This is a genomic window from Microbacterium sp. LMI1-1-1.1 (assembly GCF_040815675.1).
Taxonomy (GTDB): domain Bacteria; phylum Actinomycetota; class Actinomycetes; order Actinomycetales; family Microbacteriaceae; genus Microbacterium.
Map to the genome: position 1 here is coordinate 75,286 of NZ_JBFPNN010000001.1, position 17,352 is coordinate 92,637.

Sequence of the window (17,352 nt, forward strand, 5' to 3'; positions counted from 1 at the left end):
ATGCGTGTGTATGGTGTGCATCGAAGAAAGGACCCCAGTGGCAAACGGCAAGAAGCTCGTCATCGTCGAGTCTCCGACGAAGATGAAGTCGATCCAGGGATACCTCGGAGACGACTACGAGGTGCTCAGCTCGGTCGGGCACATCCGCGATCTCGCGTCCAAGAAGGAGATCCCGGCCGACAAGAAGGACGCCTACGGCAAGTACTCCATCGACGTCGAGAACGACTTCGATCCCTACTACGTCGTCAACGACCGCAAGACGAAGACGGTCGCCGAGCTCAAGCGCGCCCTGAAGTCCGCCGACGAGGTCCTGCTCGCCACTGATGGCGACCGCGAGGGCGAGGCCATCGCGTGGCACCTGCTCGAGGTGCTCAAGCCCAAGGTCCCCGTGCGCCGCATGGTGTTCCACGAGATCACCAAGGACGCCATCCGCGACGCCGCCGAGCACACCCGCGACCTCGACGAGTCCCTCGTCGACGCGCAGGAGACCCGGCGCGTCCTCGACCGCCTGTACGGCTGGGACGTCTCCCCGGTCCTGTGGCGCAAGGTCGGCTCGGGTCGCGAGGGCACCGCCCTCAGCGCCGGACGCGTGCAGTCCGCCGCCACCCGCATGGTGGTCGAGCGCGAGCGGGAGCGCATGGCGTTCGTCTCCGCGTCCTACTGGGACGTCGAGGCCGTGGCATCCAAGGACGGGTCCTCCTTCACCACGCGGCTGTCCCGCCTCGACGGGGCTCCCATCGCCCGCGGCGGCGACTACGACGACAACGGAAAGCTGAAGAAGGCGGTCGTCGTCCTCGACGAGGCGCAGGCCCGCGAGCTGGCCCAGCAGATCGTCGACGCCGCGCGCGCCAGCGTCGCCAAGGTCGAGGCCAAGCCCGGCACGCGCAGCCCCCGGGCGCCGTTCACGACCTCGACGATGCAGCAGGAGGCCGGCCGCAAGCTCTCGATGAGCGCCAAGCACGCCATGGGCGTCGCGCAGCGTCTGTACGAGAAGGGCTACATCACTTATATGCGTACGGACTCGGTCGCCCTCTCGGGCCAGGCCGTGCGCGCCGCCCGCGAGCAGGCCGTCGCCCTTTACGGCGACAAGGCCGTGCCCGCCAACCCGCGCGTCTACAAGGGCAAGTCCAAGAACGCGCAGGAGGCGCACGAGGCGATCCGCCCCTCCGGCGAGACCTTCCGCACGCCCGCGTCGGTCGCGTCCTCGCTCGACCGCGACGAGCAGAAGCTGTACGACCTCATCTGGAAGCGCACCGTCGCCAGCCAGATGGCGGATGCCAAGTACGAGACGACCACCGTCACCCTCACGGTCCCGGCGGGTGAGCGGGTCGCCGAGTTCACGGCATCCGGCACCGTCTACACCTTCAAGGGCTTCCTCGAGGCGTACGAGGAGGGCAACGACGAGAAGCGCAACGGTCGCGACGACGACGCGGACCAGTCGCTGCCCGCGCTCGCCGCGGGTGACGAGCTGGCCGTCGGAGACGTCGAGCCCAAGGGCCACAGCACCTCGCCGAAGCCCCGCTACACCGAGGCGAGCCTCGTCAAGGCGCTCGAGGAGAAGGGGATCGGCCGACCCTCGACCTTCGCGAGCATCATCGACGTCATCCTCGACCGCGGCTACGTCACCAAGCGCGGCCAGGCCCTCGTGCCCAGCTGGCTCGCGTTCAGCGTCGTGCGTCTGCTCGAGGAGCACTTCGCCGACCTGGTCGACTACGACTTCACCGCGGCGCTCGAGGACGACCTCGACGCCATCGCGCGCGGAGAGCAGCGTCGCACGGAGTGGCTCAAGTCCTTCTACTTCGGCTCGGAGCAGCAGGTCGGGCTCCGGCACATCGTCGACAACCTCGGCGAGATCGACGCCCGCGAGCTGAACTCGACCCGCATCACCGACACGGCGACCCTCCGCTTCGGCAAGTACGGCCCGTACCTCGAGATCACCGAGCCCGGCGCCGACCCCGAGGCCAAGCCCCGCATCGTCAACATCCCGGAGGACCTCGCACCCGACGAGCTCACCCCCGAGAAGGCGCAGGAGCTCATCGAGGCTCCCGTGGCCGGCGATCGCGTGCTCGGCGAGAACCCCGAGAACGGCAAGCTCGTGGTCGTCAAGGACGGCCGGTTCGGTCCCTACGTGCAGGAGGTCGACGCCGAGGACCCCGAGAACGTCGACGAGGCCACCGGAGAGGTCGTCGAGACGCCGAAGAAGCGGACCGCCAAGAAGGAGGCGGCCCCCAAGCCGCGCACCGCGTCGCTCTTCCGCTCGATGTCGGTCGACACGATCGAGCTCGACACGGCTCTGCAGCTGCTCTCGCTCCCGCGCGTCGTCGGCGCCGACCCCGAGACCGGAGCCGAGATCACCGCGCAGAACGGTCGCTTCGGCCCCTACCTCAAGAAGGGCACCGACTCGCGGTCGCTCGACGCGGAGCAGCAGATCTTCGACATCACGCTCGAGGAGGCGCTGGCCAAGTACGCCGAGCCCAAGTACGGCGCGCGCCGCGCATCGAGCGCCCTCAAGGAGTTCGACGCCGACCCCGTGAGCGGCAAGCCGCTGAAGCTCAAGGACGGTCGCTTCGGTCCGTACGTCACCGACGGCGAGACCAACGCCACGGTCCCGCGCGGCGAGAATGCGATGGAGATCACCTTCGAGCGCGCCGTCGAGCTCATCGCCGACAAGCGCGCCAAGGGGCCCGCGCCGAAGAAGACCACCGCCCGCAAGACGACGACCACGCGCAAGGCGCCGGCGAAGAAGTCGTGACCGGCGAGCCGACCCGGCCTCCGCGCGCCCCCGGCGGTGCGGCGGCCGGGGGTCCGGGCCTGTTCGTCACCTTCGAGGGCGGTGACGGCGCGGGGAAGACCACCCAGGCCGCACAGCTCGAGCAGTGGCTGCGAGAACAGGGCCGCGAGGTCGTCCGCACCCGCGAACCCGGCGGCACCGAGGTCGGCGTGCTCGTGCGCGACATCGTGCTCCACCACCGCGGGCACGTCGCCCCGCGCGCGGAGGCGCTGCTCTACGCCGCAGACCGCGCGCACCATGTCGAAACGGTCGTCCGCCCCTCCATCGCCCGCGGCGACGTCGTCATCCAGGACCGCTACCTCGATTCCTCCGTCGCATACCAGGGCGCCGGGCGCGTGCTCGACGCCGACGACGTCCGCTCCCTCTCGCTCTGGGCCACCGGCGGGCTCCTTCCCGACGTCACCGTGCTCCTGGATCTCGACCCCGCCGTCGCCCGCGCCCGCCTCGACGCGGACGACAAGCCGTTCGACCGGCTCGAGGCCGAGAAGGCGGAGTTCCACGAACGCGTCCGTGCCGGCTTCCTCGCGCTGGCCGCGTCGGAGCCGGATCGATTCCTCGTCCTGGATGCCGCCCTCCCGGCGGACCAGCTCGCCGGACGCATCCGCGAGGTCGTGGCATCCCGCCTCGCATGACCCCCTGCCGGACCGTCCGTGCGCCCCGGCGCGGTCCCGGACGTCCCGCCTCGTACGACCCCCGCCGGACGTCCCTCGCGCCCCGGCGCGTCGACGCACGTCGCACGTGACCCGGCCGGTCGACCGGCGATCGTTCACTCAGCGGATCGGCAGCGGCCGTGTCGTCGCCCCCGCTTAGGCTGGACCGCATGACGTCCGCGCTCGCCTCGCCTCCCGGCGCCGCCCTCCGCCCCGCCCCGGCGCCGTTCCCGTGGGACGCGGTGTGGGGGCAGGACGAGGCCGTCGCCACCCTCCGCGGAGCGGCTGCCGACCCGTCGGCGCTCGCGCACGCGTGGCTCATCACCGGTCCTCCGGGATCGGGGCGGTCGACGCTGGCCCACGCTTTCGCCGCGGCCCTCATCGCCGACCCGCACGACGAGCACGCGCAGCGGCAGGTCCTCTCCGGGACGCATCCCGACCTGACGGCGCTGCGCACCGAGCAGGTCGTCATCCGCATCGACGAGGCCCGCAAGCTCGTCGAACGCGCCTACTTCGCGCCGTCGCTGGGACGCTACCGCGTGATCGTCGTCGAAGACGCCGACCGCATGACCGAGCGCACGTCGAACGTGCTCCTCAAGGCTCTCGAGGAGCCGCCCGAGCACACGGTCTGGGTGCTCTGCGCCCCGAGCGACGCGGACCTCCTGCCGACCATCCGCTCGCGCGTGCGCATGCTCCGACTGCGCGAGCCGTCCGTCGACGACGTCGCCGCCCTCATCGTCGAGCGGACGGGAGTCGCACCGGAGGTCGCCGAGGAGTCGGCCCGCCACGCGCAGCGCCACATCGGCATGGCGCAGCGCCTGGCCACCGACGACGGCGCGCGCGCCCGCCGGGCCGAGACCCTGGCCGCCGTGCTCGGCGTCCGCGGGGTCGGCGACGCGGTCGACGTCGCCGGCCGCATCGTCAAGCTCGCCACCGACGACGCCAAGGCGCTCACCGCGACGCGGGACGAGGAGGAGAGGCGCGCCCTGCTGCGCATGCTCGGGGTCGCCGAGGGCGCGGCCGTGCCGCCGTCGTTCCGCGGGCAGGTCAACGCCCTCGAGGACGATCAGAAGCGCCGTGCCACCCGCAGCCTCCGCGACGGCATCGACCGCGTCCTCACCGACCTGCAGTCGCTGTTCCGCGACATCGTCATGCTCCAGTACGGGCGCGACGAGGGCCTCATCAACAGCGAGCGCCTCGACGAGCTCCGTGCCCTGGCCGCGGAGTGGACCCCGGCCCGCACCCTCGGCGTGCTCGACCGCATCGCCGACACGCGGCGGGCGCTGGAGCAGAACGCCGCCCCCCTGCTCGCGCTCGAGAGCCTGCTGATCACCGTCGCGAACGGATCCGCGCCGTGAGCGTCCGTCGGCGCCTGGCGGCCGTGATCGCCGGTGTGGTCGCGATGGGCATGGCTCTGTCCGGCTGCCTGTACGCCCAGATCCCGCCCCTCGCGCCCGACACCGGCGCGTCCGCCACTCCCGTCACGGACGGGATCGATCCGGCTCTGCTGCCGTACTACGGTCAGACGCTGGCGTGGGAGGACTGCGGCGGCACCGGGTACGACTGCACCCGGGTGACCGCGCCGCGCGACTGGGCCGACCCGTCGGCCGGCGACCTCGAGCTCGCCCTCGTCCGGCACCGCGCCACCTCCGGGCAGCCGCTCGGCTCGCTCCTGACCAACCCCGGCGGCCCCGGCGGCAGCGGCAAGTCCTTCGTCCTCAACTCCCTGTCGTTCGTCGCCGGCGAGGACCTCGTCGAGAACTACGACGTCATCGGCTTCGACCCGCGCGGAGTGGGGGAGTCCACCCGGGTCACCTGCTACGACCCGGCCGGGCTGGACGCCTTCCTGTACGACATCGTTCCGGGGGAGCGCGGCAGCGGCGAGTGGACCGCCGCGGTGGAGCAGCGCAACGCGGACTTCGCCGCCGCGTGCGAGGCGAACAGCGACGGCATCCTGCCCTACATCACCACCGAGAACGCCGCACGCGACATGGACCTCCTCCGTGCCGTGCTCGGCGACGAGAAGCTGAACTACCTGGGCTACTCGTACGGCACGTTCCTCGGGGCCACCTACGCCAAGCTCTTTCCCGAGCGAGCCGGGCGTCTGGTGCTCGACGGCGCCATCGACCCGTCGGTGTCGGGCAGCGAGGTCGGCATCTCGCAGGCGGTCGGATTCCAGGAGTCGCTGCGGACGTTCCTCACCGATTGCCTGACGCTGTCGTCCTGCCCCTTCGCCGGCTCCGTCGACGACGCTCTCTCCGATCTGTCCGCGCTGCTCGCCCGCGTCGACCAGCGCCCGCTGACCGCGTCGGACGGACGCCGTCTCGGCGCCGACAGCCTGCAGACGGCGATCATCGCGGCGCTCTACAGCCAGGAGAGCTGGCCGTTCCTCCGCGCCGCCCTCGCGGATGTGGTGAACGGTCAGGCGGACGTGGCGTTCCAGCTCGCCGACTCCTACAACGGGCGCGTCGGCGGCGAGTATCTCGACAACTCCACCGAGGCCTTCACCGCCTACAACTGCATGGACTACCCCGTCGAGGACGACCCGGCTGACGAGGCCGCGTTGCAGGAGCGCATCGAGCGGGAGGCCCCGACGATCGCGCCGTACTGGCAGACGCCGAGCGTGTGCGACGCCTGGCCGTACCCCCCGACGGGCACGCGCGGCGAGATCACGGCCGAGGGCTCCCCGCCGATCGTCGTGGTCGGCACCACCGGCGACCCGGCGACGCCCTACCCCTGGGCGGAGTCGCTCGCCGCGCAGCTCTCCCAGGGCGTCCTCGTGACCCGCGTCGGAGAGGGACACCTCGGGTACAACCGGGGTAACGCCTGCGTCGACGCGGCGGTGGAGGGCTTCCTCGTCGACGGCACCGTGCCGGAGGGCGGCCTGCGCTGCGAGTGACCGCGTCCGGGACGCCCCGCGCTTAGGCTGGAGGGCGTCCCACCCGAAGGAGTCCGCATGACCGCGCCCGTTGCCGACCTGGCGACCTACATCGACCACACGCTGCTCAAGCCCGAGGCGACGCGCGCCGACGTCGAGCGCATCATCGCGGAAGGCGCCGAGCTCGGCACCTACAGCGTGTGCCTGTCGCCGTCCTTCCTCCCCGTCGAGGTCCCGGCGGGTCTCAAGGTCGCGGTGGTGTGCGGCTTCCCCAGCGGCAAGCACCACGCCGAGGTCAAGGCCGCCGAGGCGGCGCTGTCGGTGTCGCAGGGCGCCGACGAGATCGACATGGTCATCGACGTGGGCGCCGCCATCGAGGGGCGCTACGACGTCGTCGAGTCCGAGATCCGTGCCGTGCGCGCCGCCGCCCCGGCCCCGACCGTGCTGAAGGTCATCATCGAGTCCGCCGCCCTCTCCGACGACGCCATCGTCGCCGTGTGCGAGGCCGCCGTCGCGGCGGGCGCCGACTTCGTGAAGACCTCGACCGGGTTCCACCCGGCGGGCGGCGCGAGCGTCCACGCCGTGCAGCTCATGAAGCGCACCGTCGGCGACCGGGCCGAGGTCAAGGCCTCCGGCGGCATCCGCACCCGTGCCGCCGCGGAGGAGATGATCGCCGCCGGCGCCACCCGCCTCGGACTGTCGTCCAGCCGCGACATCCTCGCGGACCGTTCCGCGACCGGCGACTACTGAGCCCCCGCCCGCCTCGGTTCGTCGCGGACCGCTCGAGCATGTAAGATCGATGATCGTGCACGCGAGAGCGGCGCAGGCCACCTTAGCTCAGTCGGCAGAGCGATTCACTCGTAATGAATAGGTCAAGGGTTCGATTCCCTTAGGTGGCTCGGACAGACCCCCGGACAGTGCGTCCGGGGGTCTTCTCGTTGGATGGATGCCACCGCGGTGGCATCCATGATCCGTCGGCGCCGGGGTGCGGGCACACCGGTCCCGCCGCGGGGCGACCGATAGGCTGGGCGGACCGTCCCCGTCGTCGACCCCGCAGGAGCCCCCGTGTCGAACGCCCTGGACGCCGTCATCGAGATCTTCTCCTGGGTCGGACTGGGCGTCGGTCTGCTGCTTGCGCTCGTCGCGCTGATCCTCTTCCTCGCGGACGGCACCTGGGTACCCGCGCGGGCCGTCGTGGAGCAGATGGACGGCCACCGCGTGGTCCGGTGGTTCGACGAGAACGGCGGGGTGAACGAGGCGCCGCTGTCGCCTCACGACGAGGCCAAGGTGGGCTCGGCCGACATGGTCGACATCTTCCATCGGCGGGGGAGCGTGCACCGCATGCGGCTGACGCAGAAGTCGCCGCTCGTCCGCTTCGTCGCGCTGCTCGCCGCAGGCGTCCTGGGCCTCGGCGTCCTGGCGTTCGTGCTGTCGATCGTCCTCCTCTTCGCCCGCGGCTGACCGCCCCGGCCGCGGCTGATCGCCCCGGCGGTGCCCGCGCCCTGACCGCCCCGGCCGCGCCCGCACCCGGGCCGGGCCCGCCCGTCGGGACCCTGCCGCGCGTAGGCTCGGAGCATGACCCGCGCCTTGTTCATCGTCGACGTGCAGAACGACTTCACCGAGCGCGGGGCGCTCGGGGTCGAGGGCGGGGATGCCGTCGCCGAACGCATCAGCCGGTACCTCCAGGCCCACGCCGACGACTACGCCGTCATCGTGGCATCCCGCGATTGGCACCACGGGACAGACGACAACGGCGGGCATTTCTCGGACGCTCCCGACTTCGTGGACACCTGGCCGGTGCACTGCGTCGGCGGGACCTACGGCGCCGAGTACGACGAGGTCTTCGACACCACCCGCGTCACGCACCACCTCAAGAAGGGGCAGGGCAAGCCCGCCTACTCGCTGTTCGAGGGCGTCTCCGACGAGGGTGAGACCGCGTCCCAGATCCTCGACGCCCACGGCATCCGGGACATCGATCTCGTCGGCATCGCGACGGACTACTGCGTCCGGGCGTCGACCCTGGACGCCCTCGGTGCGGGGCGCAACGTCCGCGTGCTGACCGACCTCGTCGCCGGGGTGCATCCGGTGTCGAGCGAGAAGGCACTGGACGAGATCGAGGCGGCCGGGGCCGTGCTCACGACCTCGCGCTTCTGACGGAACCCGCGTCGGAAAGGGCGCCGGGACCCGCGGCGGGACGAACCACGGAACCCGCGTCGGAAAGGGCGCCGGAACCCGCGGCAGGGCGAACCACGGAACCCGCGTCGGAAAGAGCGCCGGGACCCGCCACGGAGAGAACGTCTCCCGGGAACGACGACGGCGCCGGACCCGGAGGTCCGACGCCGTCCGCTCGGATCAGGACACGGTGACGAGCGTGCGCTGCCATCCGCTCGAGCCGTTCGGGGCGATCGGGGCCTGCTCCTGGATCTGCACGTTGCCGTCGTTGTCCGTGGCCCGGACCGTGATGTAGTGCGTGCCGGGCTCGGCATCCCACTCCAGCATCCACTGCACCCAGGTCGAGTCGTTGACCGGCGTCGACAGCGTCGCCTGCTGCCACTCGCCGCTGTCGATCATGACCTCGACGCTCTTCACGCCCACCGGCTGCGCCCAGGCCATGCCCGCGATCGGCACGCGACCGGCCGCCACCGGGGTGCCGATCTTCGGCGTGTCCACGCGGGACGACATCTTGATCGGCGCCTCGGCGGAGTAGCCGCGGGGCGTCCAGTAGGCCTCGTCCTGTGCGAACGTCGTCACGGTGAGCTTGGTGACCCACTTCGTCGCCGACACGTACCCGTACAGCCCGGGGACGACCATGCGGACCGGGAAGCCGTGCTCGAAGGGCAGCGGCTCGCCGTTCATCTCGACCGCGAAGATCGCGTCGAGGTTGTCGTCCGTCAGCGCGGAGAGGGGAGTGGATGCCGTATACCCGTCGACGCTCTCGGAGAGCACCATGTCCGCGCCCGACTGCACACCGGCCATGCGGAGCACGTCGCGGATGGGGACGCCGGTCCAGATCGCGTTGCCGACGAGCCCGCCGCCGACCTCGTTCGAGACGCAGGTGAGGGTGACGCCGTACTCGTCCAGGCCCATGCTGATGAGCTGGTCGAAGCTGATCTCGATCTGCTGGTCGACCATGCCGTCGATGGTCAGGCTCCAGGTGTTCGGGTCGACGTTCGGGACGGTGAGGGCGGTGTCGACGCGGTAGAAGTCCTCGTTCGGCGTGATGAGCGGCGTCAGTCCGTCGACGTCGAGCATGGCGCCCTCGGGGATGGTGACGGTGGTCCGCGGGGCGGGGAGGCTCAGCGCGTTGCGGGCGGCGGACACCGAGGCGACGGTGGCGTTCAGGATGCGCGCCCCGACGCCGACGACGATCGCGCCCGCACCGACGATCCCCGTCATCAGGAAGAAGCCGCGACGGTTCACGCCGACCTCGTCCGCGTCGGCGCCGTCGGCGGTCGCGGCGGCCACCCAGCGGCGGAGCCGGCCGACGAGCAGCAGCAGCACGACGATGCCCGCGACGGTGCCGACGACCGGCGGCACGAACGACAGGGCGCCCGCATTGGCGCGGGTGAGGATCGCCGCGGTTGCCAGGGCGCCGCCGATCCCGAGCAGGATCGCCCCGGTCGGGCGGAAGCGGTACTGCAGCACGCCGGCGACGGCGGAGGCCACGGCCGCGCCGAGTCCGATCCCGGCGAGCAGCGCGATCTTGTCGGCCTCGCCGAAGAGGGTGATCGCCAGCTCCTTGAGGGGACGCGGGACGATGTCGACGATGAACGACCCGACGGCCAGTACCGGGCTGGCGGAACGGGCGACGAGGGTGGCGAGCAGTTCGGCCACGGCGAGCAGCGCGGCGGCCGAGACGATGCCGGCGAGCGAGGCCCACAGCCACGCGTGCGGTCGGCGCACCCGCTTCGCGGTGGGGCGTTCGGCAACCGTGTCGCTGGTCATGGCATCCCTCTCGTCCGACGGCGCATGCAGAACGCGCCTAAGGGTTGTTCGGAGCGGACAGGGGAACGGATGCCGCGGACGCGCTGCTCGGCCGGTCGATCCGCGCGCGCCGGGGCGGGGTGGGGACGTGGAACACGACGACGCCCGCCACGATCAGCCCGAGCGCGAGCGCGAGCCCCGCGGTGACCGGTTCGCCGAGCAGCGGGACGGCGACCAGGGCGGTGAGGACGGGGCTCATCGCGCCCGCCGCGCCGGCCAGGCTGCCGCCGAGGTTCTTGACTGCGACGACGTAGCACGCCGTCGACAGCAGCCCCGTGCCCACCCCCTGCAGCAGCGCGAACGTGCCGACCTGGGACCAGTCCGCCCGGCCGGCCAGGAGGTGCGACGGCATCGCCCCGGTGGCCGCGAGGAGGAGGACCACGACCGTCGACGAGACGCTCACGACGACCATCACGGCGGGGAGGTCGAGCCGGGTGGCCGAGAGGCCGACGGTGTAGAGCGCCCAGACGAATCCCGCGAGGACGAGCACGGCGATGCCGCTCGCCTGCACGTCGCCGCCGGTCAGCAGCGCGCTGACCGCCACCCCGACGACGACGGCGGCCAGGGCAGCGAGCCGCCGGCGCGGCACCGCGACCCGGGTGCGCAGGAACACCAGCAGCGTGACGAAGAGCGGCACCGTCCCCGGCACGATGAGGCCCGTCAGCCCGGCGGAGGTCAGGTCGGCACCCCCGGCGAAGAGGAGGAAGTGGGGCAGGCCGGCCAGAAGCACCAGGGCCAGGACCCCCACCCGTTCGCCGCGGAGGGCGCGGACGGTCCGGGGGATCCACGGGGCGAGGGCGAGCGCCGGCACGGCGAAGCGGAGGAGCGCGCCGTCCGCGACCGTCAGGGTCGACCCCTCGAGCGCGCGGCTCGACAGGGCGAACGTGGACCACAGCACGACGACCGCGGCGAGGGCGGCGGCGCCGCGGACGGTCCGGGCGGGGAGCGCGGGGCGGCCGAGCGCGTGAGTGGTCACGCTTCGAGGTTAGGTTCGCGCAGGCGGCAGACGATTGCAAATATTGCTCGAATCAGCGTCGGATTGGCAGAATCTGCCTCATGATCACCTTGGACGACATCGACCGGCGCATTCTGCGCGAGCTGCAGCAGGACGGCCGCCTCAGTAACCAGGATCTCGCCGACCGCGTCGGTCTGTCCCCGTCGCCGTGCCTGCGCCGCGTCCGTCACCTGGAGCAGGCCGGCATCATCGAGGGCTATCGCGCGGTCGTCTCCCCGAAGGCCGTCGATCTGACCATCACCGCCTTCGTCCGCCTGCGGCTCGCCTCCCACGAGGGGGCGACGGTGGATGCCGTGGAGCAGCGGCTCCGCGAGATCCCGCACATCGTCGAGGCGCACCTCCTCGCCGGGGACTGGGACTACCTGGTGCGGGTGGTCACGCCGAGCTTCGCGGAGTACGAACGTCTGTTGCGCGAGCACCTCCGCGGCATCCCGTCCCTCGCCTCCATCGACACGACGTTCGCCTTCGCGGAGACGAAGCCGGTGTCGCCGCTGCCGCTCGGGGAGGGTGAAATCCGCCGCGCCGCGTCATGATCGGGCCGGGCCGTCGTCCAGAGGGGAGACAGCGAGCGGGGCGACACGCGCCCCGCCTCCCCGACGGAAGGACGACCCTCCATGCCCGCTCACCCCCTCACCCGTGTCCTCGCCCGTGTCGTGACCGCCGTGTCGCTCGTCGTCGTCCTCGGCGTGGGCGCGACCGCCTGCGCCCCCGCCTCCCCGTCGGCGCACCCCACGTCCACGGAGCTCGTCGGCGAGGAGGGCGGCGTCTCGTTCGACGAGGGCTGGATCCGCATGGGAACGGGTCCGAAGATCGTGGACGTCTACGTCGACCCGATGTGCCCGTACTGCCGGATGTTCGAGGAGACGGCGGGCGGGATGCTCGCCGCGGAGGCGGAGGCCGGTCGCGCGACCGTCCGCATCCACCCGGTGGCGATCCTGAACCGGCTGTCGCGCGGCACGGAGTACTCGTCGCGGGCGGCGGCCGTGCTCACGGCCGCGGCGGCCACGACTCCCTCGGCGACGGCCGACGTGATCGCCGCGCTCTTCCGCAACCAGCCGGCCGAGAACACCGTCGGGCTGACGGACGACCGGCTCCTCGACATCGTGGTCGAGGCGGGTGCCGATCCCGCCGTCCGGGACAGCGACCTCGCGTCGTACCGCGCGTGGGTCGACGCTCAGACGGCGACGGCCACGCGGGGACCCCTGCCGACCACCGCCGACGTGCCGTCCCTCCAGGGGGTGCCGTTGGTGCTGGTGAACGGCGACCTGTTCAGCGGGAACGGAGGTCAGGAGGGCGCTTTCCGTCGGTTCTACGACGCGTCGTGATCATGAGGGTGAGGCGAGGATCACCATTCGGCGCCGAAACGCGGCGCGCTGTAAGGAACCGGAATATCCGGACACGGTCTTCACGACACCTCTTTTCGCCGCGGAAAGAGGCGGTCGAGATACACCGAGAGGATGACGCGCGAAATGCGCGGCCTCCTTAGCATCGGAACCGTACCCGAATCGAAGGAAACCAATGGCTGCTCGTCCTCGCCTCATTCTCGCCACCGCATTCGGAGGAATCGTCGTCCTTCTCTCCGGGTGTTCCGGTCCCGTGGAATCCGAGCAGGAGGAAACGCCGCTCACCCCGTATATGAACGCGGTCTACGGTGGCGACCTCAGCGAGGAGGAGCAGCAGGCCCGCTTCGACGAGCAGAACACGCAGCGCGAGGAGCTGACGGCGACCTGCATGACCGAGGAGGGTTTCGAGTACATTCCGAACACGGCATCCAGCTCGATCTCCTTCTCGAGCGGGGAGGAATGGAAGCCGGACGACCGCGACTGGGTGGCGCAGTACGGCTACGGGATGATCGACTTCCCGGGCCGTGACGAGCCCGTCGACCCGGAGCAGACGGTGGAGGACCCGAACGCCGATTACGTCCAGAGCCTGTCGGAGTCCGAGCAGACCGCCTACTGGGAGGCGCTCTACGGCCCCAGTCCGTCCGAGGACGAACTCGCCGAGGACGGCTCGTACGAGTACGACTGGACGAAGGGCGGGTGCTCCGGCATGGCGCAGCACGAGGTTCAGGATGCCGACCCGCTCGCGACCGAGGAGTTCGCGGCGCTCAGCGAGTCCCTCAACGACTTCTGGAACACGGTGCAGGACGGCCCGGAATTCGCGGAGCTGAATTCCGCCTGGGCCGCGTGCATGGATGAGGCGGGGCAGCCCGGATTCACCGAGCAGATGGAAGCTCAGCAGTCCATCAACGACGAATACAACGCGATGTGGGAGAACGTGACGGAGGGCCCCGGGCCCACGCCCGATTCTCCTGAGATGGTCGAGCTCGGCCAGAAGGAGATCGCCCTCGCGCTGATCGATCTCGACTGCCGCGAGGACGTCGATTTCCGGGACGGGAGCCAGGCCGCGCAATTCGCCGCGGAGGAGAAGTTCGTCGCCGACCACAAGACCGAGCTCGAGGCGCTGAAGGCCGCCGCCGAGCAGGCCCGTTCGTGAGCGAGGACCTCCTCCTCACCGAGCCCCAGGACAGCACCGGCACGCAGACGCCGCGGCGCAGTCCGTGGCGCCGCCTCGCCGCGGGCTGGGCGGGCACGTTCCGGCGCAACCGCACGCTGTGGATCGTCGCCGTCGCGGCGGTGGTCGCGCTCGTCGCCGGTCTCGTGGTCGGACGGTTCGTCATCTCGCCCGCCGACGCCGCGGCGGGCGCCGCGCCGCCGGATCCGGGCCTCGTGACGGTCCCCGTCGGGTTCGGGACGCTGAGCAACGACGTCACCATCCGCGGGGAGGTCGGGTTCGCCGACCCCGTCGAGGTGCAGATCGACACGTCGGCGCTGTCGGGACCGGCCGTGATCACCGGCCAGGTGCCCGAGGCCGGAGCCGAGCTGGGTCCGCTGGCGGTGGCGATGGAGCTGGCCGGCCGTCCGGTCATCGTCCTTCCGGGCGAGCTGCCCTCCTACCGCTCGCTGCGCGTCGGGGTCTCCGGCCCGGATGTCGTCCAGTTCAAGCAGGCCATGCGCGCGGTCGGCCTGGATGCCGGCGACCCCGAGAACAACGTCTTCGACGCCCAAGCGGCATCCTCCGTCGCACAGCTGTACGCGCAGGCCGGATACCCGGCCCCGGACGCCGAGGACGGGGTCGCGGAGGGCGTCACCAGCGCGGAGTAGGGCGTGCGCAGCGCGGAGCAGGCGGTGCAGGCCGCGCAGGCCGAGCTGGCGTCGGCCCAGGCGGGCGCGGGTGTCGTCGAACGGCGCGAGGCGGACAACGCCGTCGCGGCGGCCCGACGCGAGCTGGACGCCGCGCGGGCGTCGGGGGCGGGCGACGCCGTGCTCATCGGCGGCCTGGAGGACGCCCTCGGGCTCGCCGAGCTCCGGCGGCAGCAGCTCGACCAGCCGCGGGACACATCCGCGGAGCGCGGCGCCGTGGCATCCGCGATTGCCGCTCTCGACCAGGCACGGGCCGCGGTCGACCGGGCGCGTCGGGACGCGCTGCCGTACCTGCCCGCGGGGGAGGTGCTGTACCTGACGGACCTGCCGCGCCGTGTCGACGCCGTCTCCGCTCGACGCGGATCCACGCTGCAGAACCCGGCGATGACCGTCTCCGGCGCGACGATCGCGCTCACCGGCTCGGCCGCGCAGGCGGACGCCGAACTGCTCGAGGTCGGCGGGACGGCCACGTTCGAGCTGCCCGACGGCGCGGCGCACGAGGCGACCATCACCGCCGTCGAGGCGGGCGACGGTGGAGAGGCGCGATGGACGGTGCGTCTCGAGCCGGCGCCGCTGAGCCCCGAGCAGATCGCGCAGCTGCAGGGCACCAACGTGCGCGTGTCCATCCCGGTGGGGGCCACCGCGGGGGACGTCCTGAACGTCCCGCTCGCCGCTTTGACGGCCGGCCCCGGCGGCGAGTCGCGCGTGGAGGTCGTGGAGTCCGATCCGCGCGAGGGGGAGCAGGCGCAGACGCGGCTGGTCACGGTGGAGACGGGGCTCGCGGCCGACGGGGCCGTCGAGGTGACACCCGTCGACGGCGAGCTCGCGGAGGGCGACCTGGTCGTCGTGGGCCGATGACGGCGCTCATCGAGCTGCGCGACGTGACGCGCTCGTTCCCGGGTCCGCCGGAGGTGCAGGCGCTCAAGGGCGTGAACCTGACCGTGGATGCCGGGGAGTACGTGTCCATCGTCGGGCCGAGCGGGTCGGGCAAGTCCACGATGCTGAACATCCTGGGTCTGCTCGACCGGCCGACCGTGGGCGAGTACACGCTGGCCGGGTCGCCGACGAGCCGGCTCGACGAGAACGGCCGCGCGGCCGTCCGTGCGCGGCGGCTGGGATTCGTCTTCCAGTCCTTCCACCTGCTGCCGCGTCGGACGGTCCTGGAGAACGTCATGCTGCCGATGCTCTACAGCGGGGCGCCGCGTGCGGAGCGGGAGACGCGGGCGCGCGACGCGCTGGACCGGGTGGGGCTGTCGCATCGCCTGACCTTCCTCCCCGGCGTGCTGTCGGGCGGGGAACGGCAGCGGGTCGCCGTGGCGCGCGCCATCGTGACCCGGCCGAGCCTGCTCCTCGCGGACGAGCCGACCGGAAATCTCGACCAGAAGACGACCGGCGAGATCATGACGCTCTTCGAGGAGCTGAACGACGACGGGCTGACGTTGATCCTCATCACGCACGACCGCGGCGTCGCCGACCGCGCGCGACGCACCGTGCGGATCGCGGATGGTCGCCTGACCGAGGTGGTGGCGGCATGATCCGGCGCCTGCGCGGGTGGCGGCGTCGTCCCGAGACCACACCGGCGCCGGACCTCCGTCCGGTCGACGCGGCCGACCGCTTCCGATTCTCGGACCTCGTCGGAGAGGCGACCGCCGACATCGGCGCCCGGCCGGCCCGGCTCCTCATGACGCTGGCCGGCACGGTCCTGGGGATCGCGGCCCTCGTCGCGACGATCGGATTCGCGCAGACGGCGGCGAGCCAGATCGCGGCGCAGTTCGACGCGGCCGCCGCGACCCGGCTCACCGTCACCCCCGCCACGGCGCAGGCGCGGGGCGGCACCGAGGTCGCGACGGCGTCGCTGCCCTGGGACACCGTCGGGCGGATGGAGCGGCTGGCGGGCGTGCGTGCGGCGGCGCTCATCGGCGAGGTCGACCTCGAGGGACGAACGCTCACGTCGGTGCCGGTCAACGACCCGTCGGCGGCAGCGTCGGCGCCCCCGCGCCTGTTCGCCGCCTCGGCGGACATCCTCGACACGGTCGGAGCGGAGACCGTGACCGGCCGCCCCTTCGACGCGGGGCACGACGCACGTGCGGACCGGGTGGCCCTGCTCGGGGAGCGCGCCGCCGAGCGGCTGGGGATCAACCGCATCGACACGCAGCCGTCGATCTTCATCGACGGTCTCGCCTACGCGGTCATCGGCATCTACGGCACCCCGTCGACGCGCGGGGAGCTGACAGACGCGGTGGTCATCCCCACCGGGGCGGCGCGCGCGGACTTCTCGGCGGCGGCTCCGGGGGAGGCGCAGGCGCGGATCGACATCGGCGCGGGTCCGCAGCTGCGCGCGCAGATCGCCCTCGCCCTCGCCCCCGACGCCCCGGACACGATGGAGGTGGCCGCGCCGTCGGGCCGTTCGGACCTCGGTGCACAGGTGCAGGCGGACGTGAACGTGGTGTTCGTCATCCTGTCGGTGGTCGTGCTGCTGGCGGGCGGACTCGGGATCGCCAACGTGACGATGCTGTCGGTCATGGAGCGGGTCGGCGAGATCGGCCTGCGCCGGGCTCTCGGCGCGACGCGGCAGCAGATCGCCGGCCAGTTCGTCGTGGAGTCGATCGTGGTCGGGCTCCTCGGCGGGCTCATCGGCGCGTCGGTCGGCGTGCTCGCGGTCGTCGTCGTCTCGCTGACGCAGCAGTGGACGCCGGTGCTGGACCCCGTCGTCGCCGTGGGTGGCGCGCTGCTGGGCGCCGTCGTCGGTCTGGGCGCCGGGGGAGTGCCCGCCCTGCGCGCGAGCCGCATCGAGCCGGTCGCCGCGCTGCGCGGCGCCTGACGCAGGGGGA

16 protein-coding genes and 1 tRNA gene are annotated in these 17,352 nt (G+C 72.1%); 15 read left to right on the top strand and 2 right to left on the bottom strand.

What is annotated here, in order from left to right; all coding sequences use genetic code 11:
* The first annotated feature begins 37 nt into the window (after positions 1–37).
* The 8 genes from topA (at position 38) to MRBLMI1_RS00390 (ending at position 8,473) form a co-directional block, all read left to right on the top strand.
* Positions 38–2,752: a type I DNA topoisomerase gene (gene topA / locus MRBLMI1_RS00355; protein WP_367726148.1), complete on the top strand. Its 2,715-nt coding sequence runs from the start codon at positions 38–40 to the stop codon at positions 2,750–2,752.
* Positions 2,749–3,423, top strand: a complete 675-nt coding sequence (gene tmk / locus MRBLMI1_RS00360) for a dTMP kinase (RefSeq protein WP_367726149.1) — start codon at positions 2,749–2,751, stop codon at positions 3,421–3,423. The genes topA and tmk overlap by 4 nt, the downstream gene beginning before the upstream one ends.
* 188 nt (positions 3,424–3,611) lie before the next feature.
* Positions 3,612–4,799: a DNA polymerase III subunit delta' gene (locus MRBLMI1_RS00365; RefSeq protein WP_367726150.1), complete on the top strand. Its 1,188-nt coding sequence runs from the start codon at positions 3,612–3,614 to the stop codon at positions 4,797–4,799.
* 44 nt (positions 4,800–4,843) lie between these two features.
* Positions 4,844–6,340 carry an alpha/beta hydrolase gene (locus MRBLMI1_RS00370; RefSeq protein ID WP_367727523.1) on the top strand — a complete coding sequence of 499 codons (1,497 nt, stop codon included), beginning with the start codon at positions 4,844–4,846 and terminating at the stop codon, positions 6,338–6,340.
* Positions 6,341–6,397: 57 nt separating this feature from the next.
* A complete protein-coding gene (gene deoC, locus MRBLMI1_RS00375; RefSeq protein ID WP_367726151.1) occupies positions 6,398–7,069 on the top strand; it encodes a deoxyribose-phosphate aldolase in 672 nt (223 codons plus the stop codon).
* Positions 7,070–7,145: 76 nt separating this feature from the next.
* Positions 7,146–7,218 (top strand) — tRNA-Thr (locus MRBLMI1_RS00380).
* A 166-nt stretch (positions 7,219–7,384) separates the two neighbouring features.
* The gene (locus MRBLMI1_RS00385; protein ID WP_367726152.1) at positions 7,385–7,780 is read left to right on the top strand and encodes a hypothetical protein; all 396 of its coding nucleotides are present in this window, start codon (positions 7,385–7,387) and stop codon (positions 7,778–7,780) included.
* A gap of 114 nt (positions 7,781–7,894) precedes the next feature.
* On the top strand, positions 7,895–8,473 hold the full coding sequence (locus MRBLMI1_RS00390; protein WP_367726153.1) for an isochorismatase family protein: 579 nt from the start codon (positions 7,895–7,897) through the stop codon (positions 8,471–8,473).
* A 198-nt stretch (positions 8,474–8,671) separates the two neighbouring features.
* Here MRBLMI1_RS00390 and MRBLMI1_RS00395 read toward each other — a convergent pair whose 3' ends face one another.
* Together MRBLMI1_RS00395 and MRBLMI1_RS00400 are read right to left on the bottom strand one after the other, a co-directional pair.
* Positions 8,672–10,264 carry a molybdopterin-dependent oxidoreductase gene (locus MRBLMI1_RS00395; RefSeq protein WP_367726154.1) on the bottom strand — a complete coding sequence of 531 codons (1,593 nt, stop codon included), beginning with the start codon at positions 10,262–10,264 and terminating at the stop codon, positions 8,672–8,674.
* A gap of 37 nt (positions 10,265–10,301) precedes the next feature.
* Positions 10,302–11,279 carry an EamA family transporter gene (locus MRBLMI1_RS00400; RefSeq protein WP_367726155.1) on the bottom strand — a complete coding sequence of 326 codons (978 nt, stop codon included), beginning with the start codon at positions 11,277–11,279 and terminating at the stop codon, positions 10,302–10,304.
* An 80-nt stretch (positions 11,280–11,359) separates the two neighbouring features.
* Here MRBLMI1_RS00400 and MRBLMI1_RS00405 point away from each other — a divergent pair, with 80 nt between their 5' ends.
* The 7 genes from MRBLMI1_RS00405 (at position 11,360) to MRBLMI1_RS00435 (ending at position 17,342) form a co-directional block, all read left to right on the top strand.
* The gene (locus MRBLMI1_RS00405) at positions 11,360–11,851 is read left to right on the top strand and encodes an Lrp/AsnC family transcriptional regulator (protein ID WP_367726156.1); all 492 of its coding nucleotides are present in this window, start codon (positions 11,360–11,362) and stop codon (positions 11,849–11,851) included.
* An 81-nt stretch (positions 11,852–11,932) separates the two neighbouring features.
* Positions 11,933–12,643, top strand: coding sequence for a DsbA family protein (locus tag MRBLMI1_RS00410; protein ID WP_367726157.1), 711 nt, complete (start codon positions 11,933–11,935; stop codon positions 12,641–12,643).
* Positions 12,644–12,914: 271 nt separating this feature from the next.
* Positions 12,915–13,814 carry a hypothetical protein gene (locus MRBLMI1_RS00415; protein WP_367726158.1) on the top strand — a complete coding sequence of 300 codons (900 nt, stop codon included), beginning with the start codon at positions 12,915–12,917 and terminating at the stop codon, positions 13,812–13,814.
* Positions 13,811–14,482, top strand: a complete 672-nt coding sequence (locus MRBLMI1_RS00420) for a hypothetical protein (protein WP_367726159.1) — start codon at positions 13,811–13,813, stop codon at positions 14,480–14,482. The genes MRBLMI1_RS00415 and MRBLMI1_RS00420 overlap by 4 nt, the downstream gene beginning before the upstream one ends.
* A gap of 3 nt (positions 14,483–14,485) precedes the next feature.
* Positions 14,486–15,379, top strand: coding sequence for a hypothetical protein (locus MRBLMI1_RS00425; protein ID WP_367726160.1), 894 nt, complete (start codon positions 14,486–14,488; stop codon positions 15,377–15,379).
* The gene (locus MRBLMI1_RS00430; RefSeq protein ID WP_367726161.1) at positions 15,376–16,056 is read left to right on the top strand and encodes an ABC transporter ATP-binding protein; all 681 of its coding nucleotides are present in this window, start codon (positions 15,376–15,378) and stop codon (positions 16,054–16,056) included. The genes MRBLMI1_RS00425 and MRBLMI1_RS00430 overlap by 4 nt, the downstream gene beginning before the upstream one ends.
* Entirely contained in the window at positions 16,053–17,342 is a 1,290-nt protein-coding gene (locus tag MRBLMI1_RS00435) for an ABC transporter permease (RefSeq protein WP_367726162.1), read from the top strand. Before MRBLMI1_RS00430 ends, MRBLMI1_RS00435 begins: the two co-directional genes overlap by 4 nt.
* The last annotated feature ends 10 nt before the right edge of the window (positions 17,343–17,352 follow it).

Bases quoted from the DNA above. Each gene is read 5' to 3' on its own strand.
- MRBLMI1_RS00365 (WP_367726150.1), top strand. From the start codon at position 3,612: ATGACGTCCGCGCTCGCCTCGCCTCCCGGCGCCGCCCTCCGCCCCGCC.
- MRBLMI1_RS00370 (WP_367727523.1), top strand. From the start codon at position 4,844: ATGGGCATGGCTCTGTCCGGCTGCCTGTACGCCCAGATCCCGCCCCTC.
- deoC (WP_367726151.1), top strand. From the start codon at position 6,398: ATGACCGCGCCCGTTGCCGACCTGGCGACCTACATCGACCACACGCTG.
- MRBLMI1_RS00390 (WP_367726153.1), top strand. From the start codon at position 7,895: ATGACCCGCGCCTTGTTCATCGTCGACGTGCAGAACGACTTCACCGAG.
- MRBLMI1_RS00395 (WP_367726154.1), bottom strand. From the start codon at position 10,264: ATGACCAGCGACACGGTTGCCGAACGCCCCACCGCGAAGCGGGTGCGC.
- MRBLMI1_RS00405 (WP_367726156.1), top strand. From the start codon at position 11,360: ATGATCACCTTGGACGACATCGACCGGCGCATTCTGCGCGAGCTGCAG.
- MRBLMI1_RS00410 (WP_367726157.1), top strand. From the start codon at position 11,933: ATGCCCGCTCACCCCCTCACCCGTGTCCTCGCCCGTGTCGTGACCGCC.
- MRBLMI1_RS00430 (WP_367726161.1), top strand. From the start codon at position 15,376: ATGACGGCGCTCATCGAGCTGCGCGACGTGACGCGCTCGTTCCCGGGT.
- MRBLMI1_RS00435 (WP_367726162.1), top strand. From the start codon at position 16,053: ATGATCCGGCGCCTGCGCGGGTGGCGGCGTCGTCCCGAGACCACACCG.